General features: G+C 70.6%; 21 protein-coding genes. 11 read left to right on the top strand and 10 right to left on the bottom strand.

Going from position 1 to position 23,508, the window contains the following annotated elements; genetic code table 11:
- Window positions 1-51 precede the first annotated feature (51 nt).
- The 3 genes from ACWFR3_RS21835 to ACWFR3_RS21825 all read right to left on the bottom strand — a co-directional run bounded on the left by ACWFR3_RS21835 (window position 52) and on the right by ACWFR3_RS21825 (window position 2,373).
- Window positions 52-891, bottom strand: coding sequence for a triphosphoribosyl-dephospho-CoA synthase (locus ACWFR3_RS21835; RefSeq protein WP_453736259.1), 840 nt, complete (start codon window positions 889-891; stop codon window positions 52-54).
- Window positions 892-904: 13 nt separating this feature from the next.
- Entirely contained in the window at window positions 905-1,828 is a 924-nt protein-coding gene (locus ACWFR3_RS21830; protein ID WP_453736258.1) for an intradiol ring-cleavage dioxygenase, read from the bottom strand.
- Window positions 1,829-1,914: 86 nt separating this feature from the next.
- Window positions 1,915-2,373, bottom strand: coding sequence for a carboxymuconolactone decarboxylase family protein (locus ACWFR3_RS21825; RefSeq protein WP_453736280.1), 459 nt, complete (start codon window positions 2,371-2,373; stop codon window positions 1,915-1,917).
- A 75-nt stretch (window positions 2,374-2,448) separates the two neighbouring features.
- Here ACWFR3_RS21825 and ACWFR3_RS21820 point away from each other — a divergent pair, with 75 nt between their 5' ends.
- The 3 genes from ACWFR3_RS21820 (at window position 2,449) to ACWFR3_RS21810 (ending at window position 4,753) form a co-directional block, all read left to right on the top strand.
- Entirely contained in the window at window positions 2,449-3,042 is a 594-nt protein-coding gene (locus ACWFR3_RS21820) for a MarR family winged helix-turn-helix transcriptional regulator (RefSeq protein ID WP_453736257.1), read from the top strand.
- Between the two features lie 72 nt (window positions 3,043-3,114).
- On the top strand, window positions 3,115-3,702 hold the full coding sequence (locus ACWFR3_RS21815; protein ID WP_453736256.1) for a Uma2 family endonuclease: 588 nt from the start codon (window positions 3,115-3,117) through the stop codon (window positions 3,700-3,702).
- A 58-nt stretch (window positions 3,703-3,760) separates the two neighbouring features.
- Complete coding sequence (locus tag ACWFR3_RS21810; RefSeq protein ID WP_453736255.1) at window positions 3,761-4,753, top strand: aldo/keto reductase; 993 nt, start codon at window positions 3,761-3,763, stop codon at window positions 4,751-4,753.
- 171 nt (window positions 4,754-4,924) lie between these two features.
- Here ACWFR3_RS21810 and thpR read toward each other — a convergent pair whose 3' ends face one another.
- Window positions 4,925-5,494 carry an RNA 2',3'-cyclic phosphodiesterase gene (gene thpR / locus ACWFR3_RS21805; protein ID WP_453736254.1) on the bottom strand — a complete coding sequence of 190 codons (570 nt, stop codon included), beginning with the start codon at window positions 5,492-5,494 and terminating at the stop codon, window positions 4,925-4,927.
- 181 nt (window positions 5,495-5,675) lie between these two features.
- Between thpR and ACWFR3_RS21800 the strand changes: the two genes are divergently transcribed.
- Window positions 5,676-6,185 (top strand): GNAT family N-acetyltransferase, encoded by a 510-nt coding sequence (locus ACWFR3_RS21800; protein ID WP_365860353.1) that lies wholly within the window; start codon window positions 5,676-5,678, stop codon window positions 6,183-6,185.
- 12 nt (window positions 6,186-6,197) lie between these two features.
- On the opposite strand, the gene ACWFR3_RS21795 is transcribed toward ACWFR3_RS21800, so the two are convergent.
- Window positions 6,198-7,538 carry an MFS transporter gene (locus ACWFR3_RS21795; RefSeq protein ID WP_453736253.1) on the bottom strand — a complete coding sequence of 447 codons (1,341 nt, stop codon included), beginning with the start codon at window positions 7,536-7,538 and terminating at the stop codon, window positions 6,198-6,200.
- Between the two features lie 134 nt (window positions 7,539-7,672).
- Window positions 7,673-8,110, bottom strand: coding sequence for a MarR family winged helix-turn-helix transcriptional regulator (locus tag ACWFR3_RS21790; RefSeq protein WP_453736252.1), 438 nt, complete (start codon window positions 8,108-8,110; stop codon window positions 7,673-7,675).
- Window positions 8,111-8,254: 144 nt separating this feature from the next.
- Between ACWFR3_RS21790 and ACWFR3_RS21785 the strand changes: the two genes are divergently transcribed.
- Window positions 8,255-8,437, top strand: coding sequence for a ribbon-helix-helix protein, CopG family (locus tag ACWFR3_RS21785; RefSeq protein ID WP_190083829.1), 183 nt, complete (start codon window positions 8,255-8,257; stop codon window positions 8,435-8,437).
- A gap of 36 nt (window positions 8,438-8,473) precedes the next feature.
- On the opposite strand, the gene ACWFR3_RS21780 is transcribed toward ACWFR3_RS21785, so the two are convergent.
- On the bottom strand, window positions 8,474-9,922 hold the full coding sequence (locus ACWFR3_RS21780; protein WP_453736251.1) for an NCS2 family permease: 1,449 nt from the start codon (window positions 9,920-9,922) through the stop codon (window positions 8,474-8,476).
- A 255-nt stretch (window positions 9,923-10,177) separates the two neighbouring features.
- Between ACWFR3_RS21780 and ACWFR3_RS21775 the strand changes: the two genes are divergently transcribed.
- Together ACWFR3_RS21775 and ACWFR3_RS21770 are read left to right on the top strand one after the other, a co-directional pair.
- Entirely contained in the window at window positions 10,178-10,447 is a 270-nt protein-coding gene (locus ACWFR3_RS21775) for a DUF2530 domain-containing protein (protein ID WP_453736250.1), read from the top strand.
- Between the two features lie 122 nt (window positions 10,448-10,569).
- The gene (locus tag ACWFR3_RS21770) at window positions 10,570-12,972 is read left to right on the top strand and encodes an HAD-IC family P-type ATPase (protein ID WP_453736249.1); all 2,403 of its coding nucleotides are present in this window, start codon (window positions 10,570-10,572) and stop codon (window positions 12,970-12,972) included.
- Window positions 12,973-12,979: 7 nt separating this feature from the next.
- Here the strand turns inward: ACWFR3_RS21770 and ACWFR3_RS21765 are convergent, their stop codons facing one another.
- The 3 genes from ACWFR3_RS21765 to ACWFR3_RS21755 form a co-directional block, all read right to left on the bottom strand.
- A complete protein-coding gene (locus ACWFR3_RS21765) occupies window positions 12,980-13,819 on the bottom strand; it encodes a DUF5707 domain-containing protein (protein ID WP_453736248.1) in 840 nt (279 codons plus the stop codon).
- A gap of 367 nt (window positions 13,820-14,186) precedes the next feature.
- Entirely contained in the window at window positions 14,187-17,339 is a 3,153-nt protein-coding gene (locus ACWFR3_RS21760) for a sacsin N-terminal ATP-binding-like domain-containing protein (protein WP_453736247.1), read from the bottom strand.
- A gap of 976 nt (window positions 17,340-18,315) precedes the next feature.
- Window positions 18,316-19,254, bottom strand: a complete 939-nt coding sequence (locus ACWFR3_RS21755) for a DUF3027 domain-containing protein (protein ID WP_453736246.1) — start codon at window positions 19,252-19,254, stop codon at window positions 18,316-18,318.
- Between the two features lie 369 nt (window positions 19,255-19,623).
- Here ACWFR3_RS21755 and ACWFR3_RS21750 point away from each other — a divergent pair, with 369 nt between their 5' ends.
- From ACWFR3_RS21750 to ACWFR3_RS21735, 4 genes are all read left to right on the top strand, one after another.
- On the top strand, window positions 19,624-20,988 hold the full coding sequence (locus ACWFR3_RS21750) for an MFS transporter (RefSeq protein WP_453736279.1): 1,365 nt from the start codon (window positions 19,624-19,626) through the stop codon (window positions 20,986-20,988).
- 391 nt (window positions 20,989-21,379) lie between these two features.
- Window positions 21,380-21,892 (top strand): hypothetical protein, encoded by a 513-nt coding sequence (locus tag ACWFR3_RS21745; RefSeq protein WP_453736245.1) that lies wholly within the window; start codon window positions 21,380-21,382, stop codon window positions 21,890-21,892.
- A 31-nt stretch (window positions 21,893-21,923) separates the two neighbouring features.
- Window positions 21,924-22,577, top strand: a complete 654-nt coding sequence (locus ACWFR3_RS21740) for a futalosine hydrolase (RefSeq protein ID WP_453736244.1) — start codon at window positions 21,924-21,926, stop codon at window positions 22,575-22,577.
- Complete coding sequence (locus ACWFR3_RS21735) at window positions 22,570-23,484, top strand: 1,4-dihydroxy-6-naphthoate synthase (RefSeq protein WP_453736243.1); 915 nt, start codon at window positions 22,570-22,572, stop codon at window positions 23,482-23,484. Before ACWFR3_RS21740 ends, ACWFR3_RS21735 begins: the two co-directional genes overlap by 8 nt.
- Window positions 23,485-23,508 lie beyond the last annotated feature (24 nt).

The raw sequence follows: 23,508 nt of genomic DNA, 5'->3' as shown, positions 1-23,508 counted from the left end.
GCCGGCGTCCGGGGCCGAACGGGGGGCTCCGGACGCCGGTCTCACCGGGACTCACGTGCCGGAGGTGGCAGCGCTGACGGAGCCCGTTGTGGCGGACCGCTGCTTGACCGGCCACGTCGATGCCACGTCGTCGAGAAAGATGCCGCAGGCCAGCAGCGCCGCACTGCCCCGCGGACGCAGCTCCCCGCGGCGCAGCTCGGCGTCGAGCGACCTGAGTGCGGCGGCGCCCTCGGGGGTCGTGGTGCCGCCCGCGTCGAGGACCTGCCGCGCACCCGCCTGTGCCGCACGGAGTCCGTGTGGTCCCGCCGCGTACAGGATGCCGGTGTCCTGGAGCGTGCTCATGAGGGAGAGCAGCACGTCCGGCCGGGCTGTCCCCGCACGCAGAGCCGTCAACGCCCGCCGCACATGCGGGAATCCGGCCCGCGCCTCGCCCCGCGCCCCGGCGGCCCCGTACCGCGCGGAGACCGTCGATCCGGGCGAGGGGACGCGCGGCGCCGAACGGTCCCGCAGGGTGGCGATGCGCTTGGCGGTGGCGGTCATCTCCGTGACGGGGGCGGCGGGTCGGAGCGCCGCCGCGGCGAGGAGCAGGCCGAGGGACCAGATACAGCCCCGGTGTGTGTTCACCCCGCCGGTCGCCCGCAGCATCGACCGTTCCGTGGAGCGGCCGATGAAGCCGAGCTCCTCGCGCAGCTCCTGCGTCGGCTCCGCGTTCCTGCGTGCGGCGGCCGCCATCGCGGCGAAGCCGGGCTGCAGCGCCTGCGCCGCCCACCGCACCGCGGTGACGTCATCGCGGACCGCACCGGCCCGCGGTGTCAGCCCGGCTTCGGCGACGAGCGCCCGGACGGCCGCTCTCGCCAGCCGTTCGTCGTCGTACGCTCCGACAAGACCCACGACGCCACGCCCCCTACGACTTCGAGGACGGGGCGGCGCTCGGAGCACCGCTGGGAGCACCGCTCGGTGCACCGCTCGGCGGAGTCCCGGTAGGCGGCTCACCGCCACCCCCTCCCCCGCTGCCGCCCGCGCCGTCGTTGGACGCGTCGGGGTCGATGCCGAGCGTGAGGGTCCCGGTGTAGCCCTTGGCGGCGGACCCGCTCACCGTCATGAGGCCGTCCTTGGCGCCGCCCCCGCCGTAGACCATGTCGTCGTCCAGCTTGGTGGGGGTGCCCGTGTGCCGGGAGTACGGCTCCGACGCGTACACGGCCTCGCCGATCGAGTCCTTGAAGAAGAGCTGCCCGGTGTAGTTCACCTTGCCGCCCTCGTACGTCCCGTCCTCCTTCTCGCCGCCCGTGTGCACCTTGACGTGGATGTGGGTGACGCGCGGCGTGTACCAGCCGGGGAAGATGGTGGTGAACTCCACCATCCCGTCCTTGCCCGCGACTTGATAACCCCTCAGATACGTCTTGTCGTCGGCGCCGCTCTTGTCCTCGCTCTCGGCGGGAGCCTTGCCGCCGGGGTTCGCGTCGGTGTAGCCGGAGTAGTAGCCCCAGGCGTCGCAGTGCCAGATCTCCACGGCCGCACCGGCGACGGGGTCGCACGAGTCGGTGGTGTCCTGCACGGTCAGCTTCAGGGTGAGGGGCACGCCCTCCTTGCCGTCCGTGATGTCCTTCCGGACGAGCGCGCCGTCCAGGTAGTACGGCCCTTCGGTGACGCTGGACATGAGCACGCACTGCCCGTCGCCGGAGCTCGCACTCGAACTGGACGACGCCGTCCCGGAGTCCCCGTCCGAAGAACCGCCCCCGCACCCGGCAAGTGCGAGCCCGGCCGTCCCGGCGGCAGCACCGCCGAGCGCCAGGACCTTGCGCCGATTGAGATCACTGTCTGCTGCCATGTCCGCGACGGTAGGCGCGGTTCCGGTGCGTTCCCTCAGGGCACGCTGTGAACCGCCTGTGCGTCCCCCCGCCCCGACGGCCCGCCTCAAGCGGCACGCGTCAACCGGTTCGCGAGGGTCGACATCGTGTACGTACCGATGCCCATCACGACCTCAAGGGCGTTCCGCTCCGTGTAGCCCGCAGCGAGGAACCCCTTCAGCTCCTCGTCCCCGACTCCCCCGGCGGTGGCAAGAACCTCCCGCGTGAACTGCCGTACGGCTTCGAGCCGTTCATGCCCGCCCAGCGCCCGCCCCTCGCGCAAGGCGTCGATCAGCGCGGCATCCGCACCCAGCTTGCGCAGCTTGCCGGTGTGCATGGCCACGCAGATGTGGCAGTCGTTGCGTACGGCGACGGTCATGATCACGACTTCCCGCGCCACCGGCTCAAGCGTCGTCCGCTCGAAGGACGCACTCAGCTCAAGGAACCCGTTGAGCAACTCGGGCGACTCCGCGAGACGGGCGACCGCACTCGGCGTCTTTCCGAAGGCCGCGGCCGTACGTTCCATCGCCGCGCGGGACTCCGCGGGCGCGGTTTCGACGGTGTGCTCGGCAAACAAGGCAGGCAAGGTGAACCCCCTACGATGGACAACGTGGTTGACGAAAAAAAGGTAAACCAGGTTGTCGATTCCGGCAAGGAGTCCAAGTCGTCCAAGGAGTCCAGGGAGTCCACGGAGTCCACCAAGGACGACGCGCCGCCCGAGGGCGAGCAGAGCGACGGCCGCGGCTTCGAGCTGCCCCTGCTCCTCTTCGCCGGCTTCCGCACCCTGATCGACCGGCTGCACGCCGAGCTCGCCCGCCAGGGCCACCCCGACGCCCGCCCGGCCCACGGCTTCGCGATGCAGGCGATCGGCGTACGGGGCGCGAGCGCCAGCGAGGTGGGCCGCAGGCTCGGCGTCTCCAAGCAGGCCGCGGGCAAGACCATCGACCGCCTCATCACCCTCGGCTACGCGGCACGCACCGACGACCCGGCCGACGCCCGCCGCAAACTGATCCGCCTCACCCCGCACGGCATCGACGCGCTGCGCCGCTCGGCGGTGATCTTCGACGAACTGCACGCGGAGTGGGCGAAGCAGCTGGGCGCGAGGCGCCTGCGCACGATGGAGGACGACCTGCGCGCGGTCGTACCGCCGGACGCGTTCCGCCTGGACGCGGCGGGCTGGCTGGGCGGCTCGTGACCTTGTCCCCGTGCGTATCGTTGTACTGCGCGGCCGCACTCGACTGAGCGGTGGCCGGGGAGGAGCGCCACGATGACCGTCGTAGAGACCGACAGGATCGCCATGGCCGACGACAACGCCAAGAGCTTGGACGCGTGGTTCGAGCTGATCGAGCGGATGGTCCCCGAGGGAATCAAGGCAGAAGTTGTCGAGGGGGCCGTCTCGATGGTGCCGCAGCGGAATGTGCACTGGCAGATCATCCGGAGGATTCTCTACGCGTTGGACGACAGGTTCAGCCGGGATGCGCTGGTGATGACGGACGTACGCATCGACTTCCCCGGCTACCAGAACGGCTTCTGCCCTGACATGGCGAAGCTCCGCGACGGAGCGGAAGTGGACGAAGAAGGGCGCTGGCGCTACGAGGACGTGGAGTTCATCGCCGAGGTCATCTCCCGAGGCACCGGCATGAACGACTACGGCCCGAAGAAGGCCACCTACGCCGAAGCCGGTGTCCCCGTCTACCTCATCGCCGATCCGTACCAGGCCCGGTGCCACGTCTACACCAACCCCAAGAACGGCGACTACCTCACGGTGTCGAGGTCCGACTTCGGCGACGAGGTCGACCTGACCGGCACCCTTGTCGACCTGATCCTCAAAACCGACGAGTTCCCCCGCAACTGATCGCTCCCGGCCCCGCACCCTTGCATAGAGCGCACTTCAAGTCGTTGTCTTGGCAACCATGAAGTACACGCAGCTGGGACGCACAGGGCTCAAGGTCAGCCGACTCACGCTCGGGACCATGAACTTCGGGCCGCTCACGAACGAGCCCGACAGCCACACGATCATGGACGCCGCGCTCGACGCGGGCATCAACTACTTCGACACCGCCAATGTCTACGGGTGGGACGAGAACAAGGGCCGCACCGAGGAGATCCTCGGCACCTGGTTCACGCAAGGGGGCGAGCGGCGCGACAAGGTCGTGCTCGCCACCAAGGTGTACGGGAACATGGCCACCGACGGAAAGCCGGCGTGGCCCAACCACGACCTGCTCTCGGCGGTCAACATCCGCCGTTCCGTCGAGGCATCGCTCAAGCGCCTTCAGACCGACTACATCGACATCTACCAGTTCCACCACATCGACCGCCGCACGCCGTTCGACGAGATCTGGCAGGCGATCGACACCCTCATCGCGCAGGGAAAGATCCTTTACGCCGGGTCGTCCAACTTCCCCGGATACAAGATCGCCCAGGCCAACGAGACCGCCAAGCGGCGCGGCAGCTACGGCCTCGTCAGCGAGCAGTGCCTCTACAACCTCGCCGAGCGCAGCGCCGAGATGGAGGTCATACCGGCCTCGCAGGACTACGGCCTCGGCGTCATCCCCTGGTCGCCGCTGCACAGCGGACTGCTCGGCGGCGTGCTGAAGAAGGAGGGCGAGGGCAAGCGGCGCACCGCCGGACGTGCCGCCGCGGAGCTGGCGAAGCCCGAGGTGCGTGCGCAGGTCCAGGCGTACGAGGACCTGCTCGACAAGCACGGCCTCGCGCCGGGCGAGGTCGCGCTCGCCTGGCTGCTCACCCGGCCCGGCGTGACCGGACCGATCGTCGGTCCGCGCACCTCGGAGCAGCTCACCAGCGCTCTGCGCGCGGTCGAGCTCGAACTCTCGGACGAGCTGCTCGAAGCCCTGGACGAGATCTTCCCGGGGCCGGGGCCTTCTCCGGAGTCCTTCGCCTGGTAGTGCGCGTAAGGCGCGGGATCGACTGAACTACGCGGTCGCGGTCGCGATCATCGCCTCACCGGCTCATCGCCTCACTGGCCGACCGCGGCCGCGACCGCCACGACGACGAACATCAGCACGAGCACACCGGCCATGATCCGGTTCCTGGTTTTCGGGTCCACGTAGTCGAGGTTAACCGGCTCCGCCCAGTGGCCATCGACCGACCACCTCATAGCGGGGCCGCTCCCCCGCCACTCCGCTGACGGGCAGATTGCTTCGTACGAGGGTCAGCTCGGTCACCGTCCACTCCGTGCCCTCGAAGTCCGCGAGGGCGTCGACGTACGCGGGCAGGGAAGGTTCCCCGCGGCCCCGGGCCAGTGTCAGGTGGGGGCGGTAGTGGCGGTGCTCCTCCATGGGGATGCCGGACTTGCGGGCCGCGGCGTCCGCCCTTCGGGCGAGCAGGCGCAGGGTTTCCGTGTCGCCCCTGGCTCCGGCCCACAGGGCTCGGTCCCCGAAGTGGCCTCCGGCGTGGAGGGAGAGAGGGAAGGGGGCGGTGCGGTGCGCTGCGCGGGCCAGGCGGTCGGTGAGCTCGGGGATCTTGGCGTCCTCGACCTCGGCCATGAAGGCGAGGGTGAAATGCCAGCTCTCGCGGAGCGTCCAGCGGAGGTCTTCGGCGCCCGGCAGGGTCTTCAACTTGTCCGCTGCCCGGGTAAGTTCATCCGCCGCTGTGTCCGGCGGCAGCACCGCCGCGAAGAGTCTCATGGGGGTGAGACTCTGCCCGGTCTCCGCGCACCGTCAAATCACCGGCTCCGCCGAGTTCGTCCTCAGACGCCGGGCAAACGGGTGGGTGGGCGGGAAAGATTCGCCGCGAAGCGGCGGCTCGAAGGGGGTCCGGGGCGGAGCCCAGTTTCGGGGAGGGCCCCGGTTGGGGAGAGAACGCCGCATGGACAGCCACATAACCATCCGCCCCGCCGGCCCCGACGACATCCCCACCGTCCTCGCCCTCTTCGACGAAGCCGTCGCCTGGCTCGTGTCCCAAGGCCGCACCGGACAGTGGGGCGACAAACCCTGGTCGACCAATCCGAAGACCATCGCCCTGGTCGAGAAGTATCTGACCACCGGCTCCGCCTGGATCGCGGAGATCGGCGGGCTGCCGGTCGGCACGCTCACCCTGACCGACGGCCCGGGGTCGTACATCGCGCCCGTGGAGGAGCCGGAGCGGTACGTGCACCTGCTGGCATCCCGGCACGGGACGGGCGCGGGCGCCGCCCTCCTCGCGCACGCGGCAGAAGAAACCCGGAGCCAGGGGATCTCCCTGCTCCGGGTCGACTGCTACGCGGGCGGTGACGGCAAGCTCGTCGCGTTCTACGAGCGCAACGGCTTCACGCGGACCGAGGCCTTCGTCGAGCAGAACGGCACCTGGCCGGGCCAGATCCTGGCCCGGCGGGTGTAACCGGCCAAGAGCTCACGCCGCCGTAGCCAGCTGCTCGCGCGGCACGAACTGCACGTGCTGCTGTCCCCGCCGCAGATCCAGCTTCAGCCGCAGATTCGCGGCGCGGGCCAGCATCAGGCCGACGCCGACCGCGGCGACGGCGCATATGAGGCCGCCGGCGGCCATGCTGACGCGCACTCCGTAGGCGTCGGCGAGCCAGCCGAAGAGCGGGCCGCCGAGCGGCGTGCCGCCGGTGAAGACCATCATGAAGAGGGACATCACGCGGCCCCGCATCTCGGGGTCCGTGGCCATCTGGACCGAGGAGTTGGCGGTGACGTTCACCGTCAGGCCCAGGATGCCCATCGGCACGATCAGCGCGACGAACATCCAGTACTCGGGCGCGACCGCGGCCACGATCTGCAGCACGCCGAAGGCGATGGCCGCCCCGGCGAGGAACCGCAGCCGCGAGCTGCCGCGCCGCGCCGCGAGCAGCGCGCCTGCCAGCGAGCCGATCGCCATCAGGGTGTTGAAGAGCCCGTACATCCCCACGCCGCCGTGGAAGATGTCGTCCGCGAAGGCGCTCAGCCAGATCGGGAAGTTGAACCCGAAGGTGCCGACGAAGCCGACGAGGACGATCGGCCAGATCAGCTCCGGGTGCTTCGAGACGTAGTTCAGGCCTTCCTTCAGCTGTCCCTTGCCGCGCGGCTTGCGCGGGGTGGGGTGCAGCTCGCGGGTCCGCATCAGCATCAGGCCGGTGAGGGGCGCGAGGAAGGACAGGCCGTTGGCGAGGAACGCCCAGCCGGGGCCGACCGCCGCGGTCAGACCGCTCGCCACGGCGGGGCCGATGAGGCGCGCGGACTGGAAGTTCGCCGAGTTCAGCGAGACGGCGTTGCGGACCTGGTCGGGTCCCACCATCTCGGACACGAAGGACTGCCGGGTCGGGTTGTCGACGACCGTGACGAGGCCCGTGAAGAAGGCCGCGAGGTAGACGTGCCAGACCTGGACGTTGCCGCTCAGGGTGAGCGTGGCGAGGAACAGGCCGCTGATGCTCATCGCGCCCTGGGTGCAGAAGAGCAGCTTGCGCTTGGCGAAGCGGTCGGCGATGACACCGCCGTACAGGCCGAACAGGAGCATCGGCAGGAACTGCATCGCGGTGGTGATGCCGACCGCGGCGGATGATCCGGTGAGGCTCAGGACCAGCCAGTCCTGGGTGATGCGGGCCATCCACGTGCCGGTGTTGGAGACAACGGCGCCGGAGGCGAACAGCCGGTAGTTGCGGATCTTCAGGGAGCTGAACATCGACGACTTGGCGGCAGGGGTCTTGTCGAGGGCGGTTGGGACGGGGGCGGAGTCTGCTCCGGATCCCGTACTCAAAGGCGGTTCGCCTCCTTCGCGTGGTGCGGTCTTACGGCACACGGCGGGTGACCGCCGTGTGCGCTGCTTACACGTGCTGCTCGCAGACGCTGCTCACAGAAGCTGCGTACTGGAGCTGCTTACTGATGCTGCTCTTAGAGATGCGCGAGCTTCTCCAGTACGGGAGCGGCCGCGCTCAGACGCGCCCACTCGTCGTCGTCGAGATGCTCGGCGAGGCCGGCCAGCCAGGCGTTCCGCTTGCGGCGGCTCTCCTCGAGCATGGCCTCGGCCGTCTCCGTCTGGGTCACCACCTTCTGGCGGCGGTCCTCGGGATGCGGCTCGAGCCGGACGAGACCCTTGGCTTCGAGCAGCGCGACGATGCGGGTCATCGACGGCGGCTGCACGTGTTCCTTGCGGGCCAGCTCACCGGGGGTGGCGTGGCCGCAGCGGGCGAGGGTGCCGAGCACCGACATTTCGGTGGGGCTCAGCGACTCGTCGACCCGCTGGTGCTTGAGTCGACGGGACAGGCGCATCACGGCGGAGCGCAGGGAGTTCACGGCGGCGGCGTCGTCACCATGGGAGAGGTCCGGCATGTTCGTTAGAGTAACTCATTACTCTAACTAAAGACCACCTCGGTTCCCACGGTGTGTCCTACGGAACCCTTACGTCACCCATATGAGTGAGGTGGCTGCGGAAAGTGAGACACGGGCCGCGCGGCGGCGGGGACCCTGTCAGGCATGGGATCGACAGTGCTCAGCCTGCGAATAGACGGTGAGCTGCTCGACCGGCTCAAGCAGCACGCCGCCAAAAGGGGAATGAGCGTCCAGGACTATGTGGTCGGGACGCTCGTCCGCGGGGACTTCGACGAGCGCTTCCAGAGCGCCGTCGAGGAGACGGAAAAGTTCTACGGGGCGGCCTGATGGTCGCCCCGCAGTCACTCGTACGACACCGGCGGCCTAGGTCAGACCCAGCGCCGGCATCAGGTAGTAGAACCCGAACACCGCCGACACCGCATACATGGCGACCGGCACCTCACGCCCACGGCCCGCGGCCAGCCTCAGCACGGTGAAGGTGATGAAGCCGATGCCGATGCCGTTCGTGATCGAGTAGGTGAACGGCATCATCATCATCGTCAGGAACGCCGGGATCGCGATGGTGAAGTCGCTCCAGTCGATCTTGCCGATCGAACCGGACAGGATCAGGAAGCCGACCGCGAGCAGCGCGGGCGTGGCCGCCTGGGACGGGACCATCGTGGCGATGGGCGTGAGGAACAGCGCCACCGCGAAGAGGGCTCCGGTGACGATGTTGGCGAAGCCCGTACGCGCGCCTTCGCCGACGCCCGCCGTGGACTCCACGAAGCAGGTGGTGGCCGAGGCGGAGGAGGCGCCGCCCGCGGCGACCGCGATGCCGTCGACGAACAGGACCTTGTTCATGCCCGGCATGTTGCCGTTGGCGTCGGTCAGCTTGGCCTCGTCGCCGATGCCCATGATCGTGCCCATGGCGTCGAAGAAGCAGGACAGCAGCACGGTGAAGACGAAGAGGATGCCGGTGAGCAGGCCGACCTTCCCGAAGCCGCCGAACAGGCTGATCTGACCGACGAGCCCGAAGTCCGGTGTGCTGACCGGGTTGCCCGGCCACTCCGGCGTCGTCAGGCCCCAGGACGGCACCTCGGCGACCGCGTTGATGATCATCGCCGCGATCGTCATGACGACGATGCTGATGAGGATCGCGCCGGGCACCTTGCGCACGATCAGGCAGAGCGTGAGCAGCGTGCCGAGCACGAAGATCAGTACGGGCCAGCCGTTGAGGTGTCCGTCGCCGCCGAGCTGGAGCGGGACCGTGGTGTGCGCGGCGTCCGGGATGCGCGAGACGAAGCCGGCGTCCACGAGGCCGATCAGCATGATGAAGAGGCCGATACCGATCGCGATGCCCTTGCGCAGGCCGAGCGGCACCGCGCTCATCACGCGTTCCCGCAGTCCGGTCGCCACCAGCAGCATCACGACGAAGCCGGCGAGGACGACCATGCCCATCGCGTCGGGCCACGACATGCGCGGCGCGAGCTGGAGGGCGACCACGGTGTTCACGCCGAGACCGGCGGCGAGGGCGATCGGGACGTTGCCGATGACGCCCATGAGCAGCGTGGTGAAGGCGGCGACCAGGGCGGTCGCGGTCACCAGCTGGGCGTTGTCGAGCTGGTGCCCGTACATGTCCTTCGCGCTGCCCAGGATGATCGGGTTCAGCACGATGATGTAGGCCATCGCGAAGAAGGTGGCGAAGCCGCCGCGGACCTCCCGGACGAGGGTCGAACCCCGTTCGGTGATCTTGAAGAAGCCGTCGATGCCACCCTGCGGGGGCTTCGGCGGCTCTTTGCTGGCGTCGACCGGGGTGGTGGCCGAGGAAGGCATGCGGGACCTCGTGGACTCAGAGAAACGCAGAGAAAGGGGAAGATCGTTAAGCGGTGGCCATTGATCGATTTGTTTGTTCTTACGAAAACAACCAGCCATTAACGAGCCGTTTCAGTATGAATACATGAAGGGAAATTCGCTATCTCCGCGCGTAGACCCTTGGGCCGCCAGGCCGCACCGGTCCTCCACCGGCTGCCCGCCGGCCGCCCATCGGCCCCCGCGGGGGCCCGCCACGCCGCCTCGTAAGCTATGCCCATGGAGAAGTGGACCCCGAAGCACGAGGCGCCCGAGCCCCTGGAGGGCCCCGTCGTCGCCACCATCGTCGGCGGCACGATCCTCTGGTTCGTCCTCTTCCTGGTGCAGCTGCCGTTCTACGGCTGGTTCGACGACCGCGACGCCACCTGGTGGGTGTGGACCTGCCTGGCCGGCGCGGGTCTCGGCCTGATCGGCATCTGGTACGTGCGGGGCCGCGAAGCGGCGATCAAGCGGGACGCGGAGCGCAAGGCGGCCACCGCCACGGAGTAGTCCGTTCCGCCCGGGCCGGGCGGGGCGCCCGTACAACCACGGGAGTGTCCCTGTCCTACCGTGGTCGGATCTTTGGGCCGCTCAAGGGGTGAAGCCCCCATCCCGCCCGTACCGTCGATGGCATGACGCATATCGACGCGGGCGCCGAGCTGGATCCGGTCCACCCGGTGGAGCTGCCCACCGGACGCGCGACCGGGCTGACCGCGGCCGAGGTCGCCGAGCGGGTCGAACGCGGCGAGGTCAACGACGTACCCGTCCGCAGCTCCCGGTCCACCACCGAGATCGTCCGGGCGAACGTCTTCACCCGCTTCAACGCGATCATCGGCGTGCTCTGGGTGATCATGCTTTTCGTCGCGCCGATCCAGGACAGCCTCTTCGGCTTCGTGATCATCGCCAATACGGGCATCGGCATCATCCAGGAGCTGCGGGCCAAGAAGACCCTGGACGGACTCGCGGTCATCGGCGAGTCCAAGCCGACAGTCCGGCGCGACGGCAGAGCGGCCGAGATCTCCACCTCCGAGATCGTCCTCGGCGACCTGGTGGAGCTGGGGCCCGGCGACAAGATCGTCGTGGACGGCGAGGCGGTCGAGACCGACAGCCTGGAGGTCGACGAGTCGCTCCTGACCGGTGAGGCCGACCCGGTCATCAAGAAGCCCGGCGACAAGATGATGTCGGGCTCGTTCGTGGTCGCGGGCGGCGGCGCGTTCACCGCGACGCGGGTGGGCCGCGAGGCGTACGCGGCGCAACTGGCCGAGGAGGCCAGCCGCTTCACGCTCGTCCACTCCGAGCTGCGCAACGGCATCTCCACGATCCTCAAGTACGTGACGTGGCTGATGGTGCCGACCTCGATCGGCCTCATCATCAGCCAGCTCGTCGTCAAGGACGACAACTTCAAGGAGTCCATCGCCTACACCGTGGGCGGGATCGTGCCCATGATCCCGGAGGGGCTGGTGCTCCTCACCTCGGTCGCCTTCGCGATAGGAGTCATCCGGCTGGGCCGCCAGCAGTGTCTCGTCCAGGAACTCCCCGCGATCGAGGGCCTGGCCCGCGTCGACACGGTCTGCCTCGACAAGACGGGCACCCTCACCGAGGGCGGCATGGACGTCACCGAACTGCGAACGCTGAACGGTTCGGACGAGGCGTACGTACGAAAAGTCCTCGGCGCCCTCGGCGAATCCGACCCGCGGCCGAACGCGTCGCTCCAGGCGATCATCGACGCCTACCCCGACAGCGAGGAGTGGCGCTGCACCGAGTCGCTGCCCTTCTCCTCGGCCCGCAAGTACAGCGGCGCCGCCTTCAGCGAGGGCGACGGCGACACATCGGCGTGGCTGCTCGGCGCCCCCGACGTGCTCCTTCCCGACGGGGACCCGTCACTCGCCGAGATCGAGGACCTCAACCAGCAGGGTCTGCGGGTGCTGCTCCTGGCCCGCGCGGCCGGTGAACTCGACGACGCCGACGTGGCGGCCGGGGCGGAGGCAACCGCCCTGGTCGTCCTGGAACAACGCCTTCGCCCGGACGCGGCCGACACCCTGCGCTACTTCGAGGAGCAGGACGTCAGCGCCAAGGTCATCTCCGGCGACAACGCGGTCTCGGTGAGCGCGGTCGCCGGAAAGCTGGGCCTGCCGGGCGCGGAGAACACGGTGGACGCCCGCCGCCTGCCCACGGAGCAGGACGAGATGGCGGAAGCCCTCGACGCCAACTCCGTCTTCGGCCGGGTCACCCCGCAGCAGAAGCGCGACATGGTGGGCGCCCTGCAGTCACGCGGCCACACGGTCGCGATGACGGGCGACGGCGTGAACGACGTACTGGCCCTGAAGGACGCCGACATCGGCGTCTCGATGGGCTCGGGCTCGGAGGCGACGCGGGCGGTGGCCCAGATCGTGCTCCTGAACAACAGCTTCGCGACGCTGCCGTCGGTGGTCGCGGAGGGCCGCCGGGTCATCGGCAACATCACGCGGGTCGCGACGCTGTTCCTGGTGAAGACCGTCTACTCGGTGATCATCGCGCTGCTCGTGGTCTGCACGCAGGTGGAGTACCTCTTCCTGCCGCGCCACTTGACCCTGCTCTCGACCCTGACGATCGGCGTCCCGGCGTTCTTCCTCGCCCTGGCCCCCAACAAGGAGCGGGCCAAGCCCCACTTCGTACGAAGGGTCATGCGGTACGCGATTCCGGGCGGGGTGGTCGCGGGGGCGGCGACGTTCTGCACGTACCTCCTGGCGCGCAGCCACTACTCGGGCGCGGGAGCGCGGGAAGCCGAGACCAGCGCGGCCACGCTGGCGCTGTTCCTGATCGCCATGTGGGTCCTCGCGATCATCGCCCGCCCCTACACGTGGTGGCGGCTCTGCCTGATCGGCGCGATGGGTCTCGGCTTCCTGCTGGTGCTCACCGTGCCGTGGCTCCAGGACTTCTTCCAGCTGAAGCTGGTCGGCACGACGATGCCGTGGGCGGCGGTCGCGATCGCGGCGGTGGCCTCACTGGTGATCGAGGTCATCTACCGCTGGGTGGACCGCCGCTTTCCGGCGTGAGCCGTTCTTACCGCACGTCGACGAAGTCGCTGGTGGACGTGACGGCCGGGGTGGTGGACGTACCGGCGAAGACGTAGCGGTAGTAGCCGTCCGCGGTGGCCTTCACGGTCGTCTTCAGGTTGCCCTTGGTGTCGGACGTGATGGTCTTCAGGGTGGAGTAGGAGGCCGCACCCTTCTTCTTGTACTGGAGCTTCACCGACTGCTTGGTGTAGCCCGCGTACTTGAGGGTGTCCCAGTTGGCACGGGTCAGGGCGCCGGTGACGGTGAGGGTCTTGCCCTTCTTTATGGGCTCGGGCGATGCGTTGGTGGTCAGGCGGGCGGCGCGCTTCACCGAGACGCTGGTCGGGTACGCGTCCTGCGTGACGTAGTCCAGGTCCTTGCCCTGGGCGAGCGCCCAGACCTTCCACTTGCCGGCCAGGACGTTGCTGTAGATGTTCGTCTTCGGGTCGGCGACGACCTTCACCGTGCAGGTGGAGGTGGTCGCGTTCACGACGGTGCACGTGCCGTGCTCGGTGGTCGGGACCATCGAGCCGTCGTTGTGCTGCTCGTCGAGCTTCGTGCCGTGCCACAGGACGGCGACCGCGTCCTTGATGCCGCTCGGGTCCGTGGCGGTGACGGCGATGGTGACCGTCTTCTTCTCGGTGGTGCCGACCACGATGTCCTTGCCGCCGTTGACGGTGACCTTCGTGATCTTGGTGTCGCCGTCGACCTCGTCGGCCGGTGCGTTGGCGATGAAGGGCGCGAGCTTCGGGGTGTTCGGCTCGTCGGCCGCCTGCGCGGCGGGAACGACGAGAGCGGACAGGGCCAGGGTGCCGGTCAGTGCGGCCACGGTGGCACGGATGCGCATGTGTTTCCCCAGTTGGGAAGGGGGCTCCGCGGTGTGTTGGGGGTCGTCACGCGGGGCCCGGCGATCTAGGAGTCTGTTGACTCGCAAGATCAGACACACGACCAGGGGGTCTGGTTGTACGCGAAGTGAAGATTTCGTGACCGCAACCTGGAACCCATCATTCAGCGGGCCCCGCAGGGGCACGGGGAACGACGCGACCAGCCCCGTCAGGGGCGCGGGGAACGGCGCGCTCAGCCACGAGGCACCCGCAGACAAGCCCTCTCAGGGGCGCGGGGAACTGCGCGACCAGCCCCCACGCACCCGCAGACAAGCCCCGCCAGGGGCGCGAGGAACTGCGCGCTCAGCCACACCCCACCCGCAGACCGCGTCAGTCGAACCAGCGGTCCCGCTCCAACTCATCCCTCCGCGAGGGATCCTCAAGCAGCGCCGCCACCTCGAACCGCCGAGGCCACTGCCCCGCCGCCCAGGCGAGCCCCGCGGCCACCCCCTCCAGCGTGGCGGCATGGATCGTGCCGTCCGGCGTCCGCCGCCAGTCCAGCTCGACGTCCCCGACGAACAGTTCCTCGTACTCGACGTACGTCTCCGGGGTCGCGGGACCGAGCAGCACCCGCACCGAATCCGGCACCGGATGCTCCGAGCCCTCCCCCGAGGGCTCCTCCGCCGCCGACTCGCTCAGCCTGCGCACCTGGAACAGCTCGGCCAGGTCCCCCGCCTTGCGGGGCTCGACGGGCAGCAGCGCGACGCCACCGGCAAGCGGCAGCAAGTCAGGCGCGTCGGCGACAATCGCGTCCGCCACGTCGACCACCACGACCTCACCGTCCACCACGGCCCGCACCTCGTCCGGCAGCGTCACCTGCTCCGGGTCCAGATCGGCCAGGGCGCCGTACAGCGCGTGCAGCTGGGCCGCCGAAACGGTCCTCTCCGGGTCCGCGAGCCGGTCGAGCAGCTCGGCCGCGCCGCCCGGCTCCTCCAGGAGTGCGGCGACCGACGTGCGGACGCCGAGCGCGCGAAGCACCTGCTCGTCGTCGAAACCGGCGGCGTCGGCAGCGTCATAGAGCCCTTCGAGCAGCGGATCGCCGCCCGAGGCCCGCAGACCGGCGGGACGACGGCCACCCAACACGGGATTCCCGCGCAGCCACCACGCCGTGTACGAACGGACCGTCTCCGTCGTGCCGTCCGGCAGCAGGATCCGCAACGGCTGCGTGAGCGCGTCCCGCAGCGGCGGGCGCGAGAGCATCGCCAGGGCCTGCGGCCAGCAGTCCTCGTCGACCAGATCCAGATCCCGTACGGCGATGATCTCGGTGGCGACCGGCGGCACCGGCGTCTCCGGCAGCCGGTCGAGCACGTCCTCGGCCCACACGTCGACCGCGTCGAGCAGCCCGGCGTCGTCGGGCTCGGCGAAGTCTCCCTCGCGCGGGTCGAGCTCATCGGGGTCGAGTACGACGTCCGTGGCGCGGACCAGGGCGAACGTGGCGAGCACCCCGCACGCGGCGAGGGGCTGCTCGCCCCAGCGCTCGGCGAGCTCCGCGTCCACCGCGGCGAGTTCGTCCTCGCGCATTACCTGCGCGAAGGGACTGCCCGGGAAGACAAGCTCTCCGGCGGGAGCGAGATCGCCGTCCTCGTCGTCGGGCAGGGCGAGCGCGCCGAGCCAGGGCTCGTCGCCCGGCGCGAGGTTCGCGTCACGGACGAGCGAGAGCACGATGTCCGCGAGCTCCTCGGCGTCGAGGGCGTCCTCGTCCCACGTGTCGTCGTCGAGCGACGCGGCGACGGCGGCCCGGACCTGCGGGGTCGTCAGGACGGCGCGGGGCGTGGCGGGCAGGGCGCCGAGCTTCTCCAGGAGGGGATGTACGGCGTCGGGGTGCGCGACCTTGAGACCGAGCCGTACGAGCGCGGCCGGGTCACTGTCGTCGCCGATGACGGGGAGGAGGACCTGACGGGGCCCGATGGTGGTGCGTCCGTCGGCGAGCGGGACGGGCAGGCCGGTGAGGCGGTCGGGGTCGACGCCGGCGAGGGTGTCGTACAGCCGCTGCCACCAGCTCGCTTCCCGCTCAAGCCCGGCGAGGCGGTCGATCGCCTCGGTCAGCGGGACCCGGGCGACACCGAGGGTGCGCAGCTCGGGGCGCCTTTCGAGCCCGGCGGGCAGCAGGCTGGGCAGAACTTCGGCGAGTACGCGTACGGTGTCGCCGCCCGCGCCCTCCACGACCTCCGCGTCACGCGGCCGCAGCGCGACGGGGAGCTCGGGGGCCTCCCACTCGGGTACGTCGGGGTGCTCTTGGGGGACGGCTTCCACCGCGGGCGGCAGGAAAGCCGTGCGGGGCAGCCGGTCGAGGACAGCCTGGCGCAGGGCGCCGTCGAGCTCGCTCTTGCCGAGCGGGCCGGGTACGAGGCTGATGATGCCTTCGCCGACGGGCCGCCACGCGGCGAGGAGCTCGGCGTACGCGTCGGCCGCGCGCTGCACGAGGAAGTCGGTGAGGGGCCCTGGCGCCGCATGCCGCCGGGTGGTGTCCAGCGGGAACGAGGCGATGAGCAGGGCGGGCACGCCGAGGGGCTCGTCGCTCGGCGTCGGCGCGTGCAGGACGGGGGCGCTGCGGGGCGGCTGCGGGGCGCCTTCGCGGTCGGTGGGGACGGCCCAGGTGACCGACCAGTGGGGCCGCAGCCGCTCTTCGACGGGGCGGTCGGCGAGGAGGTCCGGCTCCAGGGGGCCCTGGTGGCTGACGGTGCGCCAGCGGGTGTCGCCGTCCCGGCTGTCGGCGATGTCGACGAAGCCCTGGTCGGGCTCGGCGGTACGGCGGAGGGTGCGGGCGGGCTGGTCACCGACTTCGACGACGACTTCTTCGAGCCCGGGGAGGGCGAGGAGAAGGGCGTCGTCGATCCCGTCCAGGAGCCGTACGACGAGATCCTCGGCGGCGGCGTCGCGCAGGGGCAGGATGACGACGGTGTCGTACCCGTCCGGGGCGGTTCCTTCGGCGGCGAAGGGCAGCCGGAGGAGGGGCACGTGCCCGTCGCGCCTGCGGACCTCGTCACCGAGGCCGGGGCTGAAGCGGGCGGTGTCGGCGGCGAGTTCGCGGGCCTCGCTCAGGGACCAGCGGACTCCGCCGGTACGTCCCACGAGGGCGGGCTCGTCGGAGACGGCGAGTACGGCGGCGAAGCCGACGCCGAAACGTCCGACGGCGCCGTTGTTCTGCTCCTCCCGCTTGGCGGATGCGCGCAGGGTGGAGAGGGATTCGACGCCGGTGGCGTCGAGGGGGGTGCCGTTGTTGGCGGCGGCGAGCACTCCGTCCCGGAGGGTGAGGGAGAGTCGGCCCGGTGCGCCCGCGCGGGCCGCCGCGTCGGCGGCGTTCTGGGCGAGTTCGACGATCAGGCGGTCGCGGTAGCCGCCGAGGGCGAGGTCCTCCTCGGCGTTGGCGTCCTCCCGGAAACGGGCCGGGCTCGCCGCCCAGGCGTCGAGGACTCCCCGGCGTAGCCGTGCCGTGCCGAACGGGTCAGTACCCTCGGCCGCCGGCCGCACGGTCTTGCTCACGGTGTCGTCTCCCTCGCTTGGTTCGCGGGCCGAACGGTATCGCGTCCCGCGGCGCCTCTGATGAGCGGTGGCCCCTGTCTTGGCCGGGTGTCACCTACGGGCCGGAGCGTCTTCCCTTCGGGGGGCGGGGGTATTCCCCTGCGGGCCGGGGTATTCCCTGCGGGCCCTGCGGGCCCTGCGGGCCGGGGTCTCGCCGCCCCGCATCCGTCACCAACGGGGATGCCGCCTCCCCCGCGCTCCGCGCGGGCTTCCCCCACCCACCCACCCGTGCACCCCGCAACCCTCCGCACAGGTAGGAACGGCCCCCCGCACCGTGCCGCGGCCCCAGCGGACCGGTGGGACGTTCCCGTCTCGTCCGGGAGCGTGCCCCCAGCGGGCCGGTGGGGGCCTTCCGTCTCGCCCGGGTGTGTGCTCCCTGCAGGCCGGTGGGGCCTTCCCGCGCTTCGCGCGGGTGTCTCCCCGCCCACCGCCCATTACCCCGCAGCAACGGGCGGGCGGGAAAAATCCGCGCGGGGCGCGGCAGGAGCACCATCCCAACACGGGGCAAACGGGCGGGAGGGCGGGAGACATCCGCGCGAAGCGCGGCAAGACAACCCACCAGCCCACAGCCAAGAAGCGCCCCCAACACGGGGCAATCGGGCGGGCGGGCGGGAGAGACCCGCGCGAAGCGCGGGAAGGCAACCCACCGGCCCGCACCCGAGAAGCAACCACACCCACAAACCCACTCAACACGGGGTAATCGGGCGGGCGGGCGGGAAAAATCCGCGCGGAGCGCGGGAAGGCAACCCACCGGCCCGCAGCCAAGAAGCGCCCCACAACACAGGGCAATCGGGCGGGTGGGTGGGAGACATCCGCGCGGAGCGCGGGAAGAGACCCCCGGCCCGCAGCCGGAAGGGGACGGACAGGCAGGCCCACCCTGCAGGGGCCCGGCCCCGCCAAGGGGCCGCACCCCACCTCCGCACCCCCAAGCGGGAGCTTACGAGTGGCCGAGTTCCTCCGCCGCCGCCTCCAGCGGAACCGATCCCGAGTCGGGAGCCGGCCGCAGCGGCAGGACGTCAACACGGGTCTCGTCCAGGACGGGCGCGGCCGGCCGCGACGGAGCAGGCATCACGGCCGCCTCGGAGTGCCCCCCACAGCCGTACGCAAGAGACACCACATGCCCGTCCGCAGGACCGAACTCATTCGCGCACACCCCGAACGCCTGCCCCAGCGATCCGCCGATCGGGGCAAGGAAGCCACAGCTGACGCAGGACGCGGGCGCGGCCTGCGCCATCGCCGTCTTCGCCCCGTGCGACTCCTCCCAGCGATCGGCCGCGGCATGCAGGCCGTACCGGGAGAGGACACGCGCCCGGCGCATGCCGAGCTCATCGGCGAGCGCCGCGATCGAGCCACGCGCGGGCGCGGACGGCAGATCAGCGGGCGGCCCCGCGGTGATCTCGGCGTCCTCCGCCTCCGCGAGCTCCGCCATCTCCTCGGAGAACACGGAGTTCGGCGGCGGCTCCTCCTCACCGGAGTAGCCGGGTTCGAGGCGCAGGTCCTCGGCATCGGTCGGAAGGAGGTCCCCGGGACCCATGTCGCCGGGACGGAGCCGCTCGCTCCACGGCACCCACTCGGGGGCAAGGAGCGCGTCCGGCCCCGGAAGCAGCACCGTCTCGTCGAGCGTGACGACCTTGCCACGCGAGGCACGCGCCACCGTCACGGCCCAGCGCCAGCCCCGGTAGCCGAAGTCCTTGCACTCGAACAGGTGCGTGACGACGCGGTCGCCCTCGATCAGGACCTCTACGTGCTCACCGACCACACCGGGCGCGGCGGCCTCCTCGGCCGCTTCCCTGGCCAGTCCCACCGCCTCGGCGCACAGGCGGTCGGGAGTACGCGGGGTACGCGGGGTACGGCTTCGCGTTGTCGCTGCGCTCACAGGTATCGCTTCTCCATTACGCCGTCTCACGAGTGCGCCACCCATACGCGGGGGTGCGGACGGAGCGGACCGGAGGGCCGCGTCGACGTCCGCGCCCGAACGTCCTCGGGCGCACCTACGTCACCCATTCTGCGGGATGACCGAGAGGCGCGCGGCCAAGAACAACCGCCGCAGGCGCGCTACGCACGCTACCTTCTCCTGGCCCCTGGGCCTACACCGGCGTGCCCGCCCCCTGCGCCGGGCACCCGTTTTGGCACCCCCGCCCGATTGCCCCGCAGCGTATGCGCACTAGTACGTGCCTTTAGGGGGCACTATGACGAGGTGGCTGCCGCAAGGTCGTCGTCCTATCGAGGCGGACGGGGCCCGGTGCTGAGCCGGGCCGCCCGCCGGGTCGGCCGCGCCCTGCACCTGCCCTTCACCGGCACGGCCCGCGGTATCCGCAAGGCCACGCACGCGCACGGCGCGGGCGAGTCGGGGCTCGGCAAGCTCATCGAACTGCACGCCGTGAACGGCGCGGGCGACGTGATGATCACCATCGCGCTCGCCTCGACCGTCTTCTTCTCCGTACCGACGGACGAGGCGCGCGGCCGTGTCGCCCTCTATCTCGCCATCACCATGGCGCCCTTCACTCTCCTCGCCCCCGTCATCGGCCCCCTCCTCGACCGCCTCCCGCACGGCCGCCGTTACGCGATGGCCGCCGCGATGCTGGCCCGCGCCCTGCTCGCCCTGCTGCTCTCCGAAGCGGTGATCACCGGAAGCCTGGAGCTCTATCCGGCCGCGCTCGGTGTCCTGGTCGCGTCCAAGGCGTACGGAGTCGTACGGAGCGCCGTGGTGCCCAGACTCCTGCCCAGAGGCTTCTCCCTGGTCAAGGCCAATTCCAGAGTCACGCTCGGCGGGCTGCTCGCGACCGGTATCGCCGCGCCCATCGGCGCCGGACTACAGGCCCTCGGCCCGCGCTGGCCCCTCTACGGCGCCTTCGTGATCTTCATCGTCGGGATGTTCCTCTCCCTCTCGCTGCCGCCCAAGGTCGACTCGGCGAAGGGCGAGCACAAGGCGCTGCTCGCGGCCGACGAGGAGCATCTGCACCTGCACGCCCGCGCTCAGGCCGCGGCGGACACGTCGAAGAAGCGTCGCCTCGGCCTTCGTACGGTCGGGCCCGCCGTCACGCACGCCCTCGCCGCGAACGCGGCACTGCGCTGCCTCTCCGGCTTCCTCATCTTCTTCCTCGCCTTCCTGCTGCGCGAGGAGCCGCTCGGAGGCCAGAGCGCCGCGGTGTCCCTGGGGATAGTGGGAGTCGCGGCCGGTACGGGCAACGCGCTCGGCACCGCCGTCGGCGCCGGCCTGAGATCCCGGGCACCCGAGGTCATCATCGTGACCGTCGTCGGCGTCGTACTCGGCGTGGCGATCACCGCGGCGGTGTTCTTCGGGGCGGTGGGCGTGGCCTGTCTGGGCGCGGTGGCGGGCTTCGCGCAGGCCATGTCGAAGCTGTCCCTCGACGCGCTGATCCAGCGGGACGTCCCGGAAGAGGTGCGCACCTCCGCCTTCGCCCGCTCGGAGACCATCCTTCAGGTGGCGTGGGTGGTGGGCGGCGGAATCGGCATGGCCCTGCCGCTGAACGGGGCACTGGGGTTCTCGGTGGCCGCGGCCATCGTCGCCACGGGCTGGCTCTCGACCACGCGAAGCCTGCTCTCCGCGGCCCGACACGGCGGAAAGCGCCGCCCACGGGTGGCGTAAGCCCGGCACGTCGTGGCGCGAGCCCAGCCACACCACGACATGAACCCGGCACACCGCAGCGCCAGCCCAGGGACACCGCGACGCGAACCCCGCACACCACAGCACCAGCCCAGCCACACCGCCACGCGAACCCCGCACACCACAGCACCAGCCCAGCCACACCGCCACGCGAACCCCGCACACCGCAGCACCAGCCCGACAAATCAATATGCGCCGCCCACCTCGCCTCCATACGCGCCGCACACCCCGCCTCAACACACACCGCACCCCCCACCCCAACGCGCGCCACACACCCCGCCCCAACACGCACCGCACCCCCCACCCCAACGCGCGCGGCACGCCGCGACCCCCACGTGGCGGGACGGCACGGGGTGCCCGATAGCCTTCGCCCATGACCTCCCTGCTCCGCGGCGGAGCCGCACACGTTCTCAGTTCGGCGCGCGGCCGCCGTTCCGTGGCCGCCATCGGCGCTGTCGCCGCCGGACTCCTCGTCCTGTCGGCCTGCGACAAGCCGACTCCGCTCGCCACCGTGACGGTCGGCAAGGACTCGGTGAACTCCGATGCCACCTGCTACGGCGACGGCGACGACATCGGTCGTACGAAGGCCGCCAAGTGCGCCCTGAAGAAGGCCTCGAAGTCGATCTCCGTGGGCCAGGGCGAGACGCTGCGCATCGGCGTCGACCCCGAGGTGGCCGAGACCGGCTGGGCCCTGTGGGTCAACGGCCAGCAGGTCACCAACCCCTCCAAGAAGACGTACTACGCCTTCGAGGGCATCGACCTCTTCGCCCCGCAGCAGGGCCAGCCCGCGCCGGACAAGCTCTACATCAGCATCGTTGAGCAGGACAAGGCCGGACAGAAGTTCAAGGGCGTCTGGAACTTCAAGCTCAAGAACGCCGACGCCTGACATCTCCGAGCCGTCGTCGATCTCCGCGCCGTTGACCTCCGAGAGCCCGCGGATCCTGGTGGCCACCGCCGTCCCCGCCGAACGGGACGCGGTGGCCGGCGCGCTGCCCTCGTACGCGGATGCCGTCGCCGTCGGTGTCGGCCCCGCCGCAGCCGCGGCGCACACGGCAGCCGCCCTCGCGCGCACCTCGTACGACCTGGTGATCTCCGCCGGGATCAGCGGCGGCTTCCTGCCCGACGCGCCCATCGGCTCCCTCGTGTTCGCCGACGAGATCACCGCGGCCGATCTGGGCGCCGAGACGCCCGACGGATTCCTGCCCGTTACCGAACTGGGGTTCGGGGCCGTCACCCACCGGCCGCCCCTTTCCCTCGTACGGGAACTGGCCGGGGCCTGTGGCGGCCTGACCGGCACCGTCCTGACCGTCTCCACCGTGACCGGCTCCGCCGAGCGCGCCGCCGGACTGCGGCGCCGCCATCCGCGTGCGCTCGCCGAGGCGATGGAGGGGTTCGGCGTCGCCGAGGCCGCCGCCGCGTACGCACTGCCCGTCCTGGAGATTCGCGCGGTCTCCAACGCCGTCGGACCGCGGGACCGCGCCGCCTGGCGGATCGGCGAGGCGCTGGGCGCGCTGGGAGGCGCGTTCGGGAAATTCGCGCCCGTACTGGAGAGTTGGAAACGGCATGACTGAATCGCCCGCGCAGAACGCGAACCCGGCCCGGGACTCGAACCCGAACCCGGCCCCGGACGCGAACCCCCTGCAGATCGCTTTCTCGCCCTGCCCGAACGACACGTTCGTCTTCGACGCCTGGGCCCACGGCCGGGTGCCCGGCGCACCCGCGCTCGACGTCACGTTCGCCGACATCGACATCACCAACGGCATGGCCGAGCGCGGCGAGTCCGACGTCCTGAAGGTGTCGTACGCGGTGCTGCCCTACGTCCTCGACGAGTACGCGTTGCTGCCCTGCGGCGGGGCGCTCGGGCGTGGCTGCGGTCCGCTGGTGCTCACCCGCGAGGCGGGCGTCGACCTCACCGGCAAGACGGTCGCCGTGCCGAGCGAGAAGTCGACGGCGTACCTGCTGTTCCGGCTCTGGGCCGCGGACACCCTGGCCGGTGACGGCGTGGGCGAGATCGTGGTGCTGCCCTTCGACCAGATCATGCCCGCGGTGCGGGACGGCAAGGTCGACGCGGGACTCGTCATCCACGAGGCGCGCTTCACCTACCAGAACTACGGCCTCCACTGCCTCGCCGACATGGGCGAGCACTGGGAGAAGACGACGGGCCTGCCCATCCCCCTCGGCGCGATCATCGCCAAGCGGTCCCTGGGCGAGGAGCGGCTGCGGCAGCTCGCGGACACCGTCCGTACGTCGGTGCGGATGGCCTGGGACGACCCCGGGGTCTCGCGTCCCTATGTGCAGGAGCACGCGCAGGAAATGGACCCGGCGGTCGCCGATCAGCACATCGGCCTGTACGTGAACGAGTTCACCGCGGACCTGGGCGAGAACGGCTACGCGGCGATCCGCGGACTCCTCACGCGAGCGGCGGCGGAGGGACTCGTACCGCCCCTCGCACCCGACGCACTCTCCTTCGGCCGATAATCCGGCCGGTAATTCGGCTGGTAT

The sequence above is a fragment of the Streptomyces sp. NPDC055189 genome, assembly GCF_053606765.1.
This window is presented reverse-complemented; position numbering and strand designations above follow the sequence as displayed.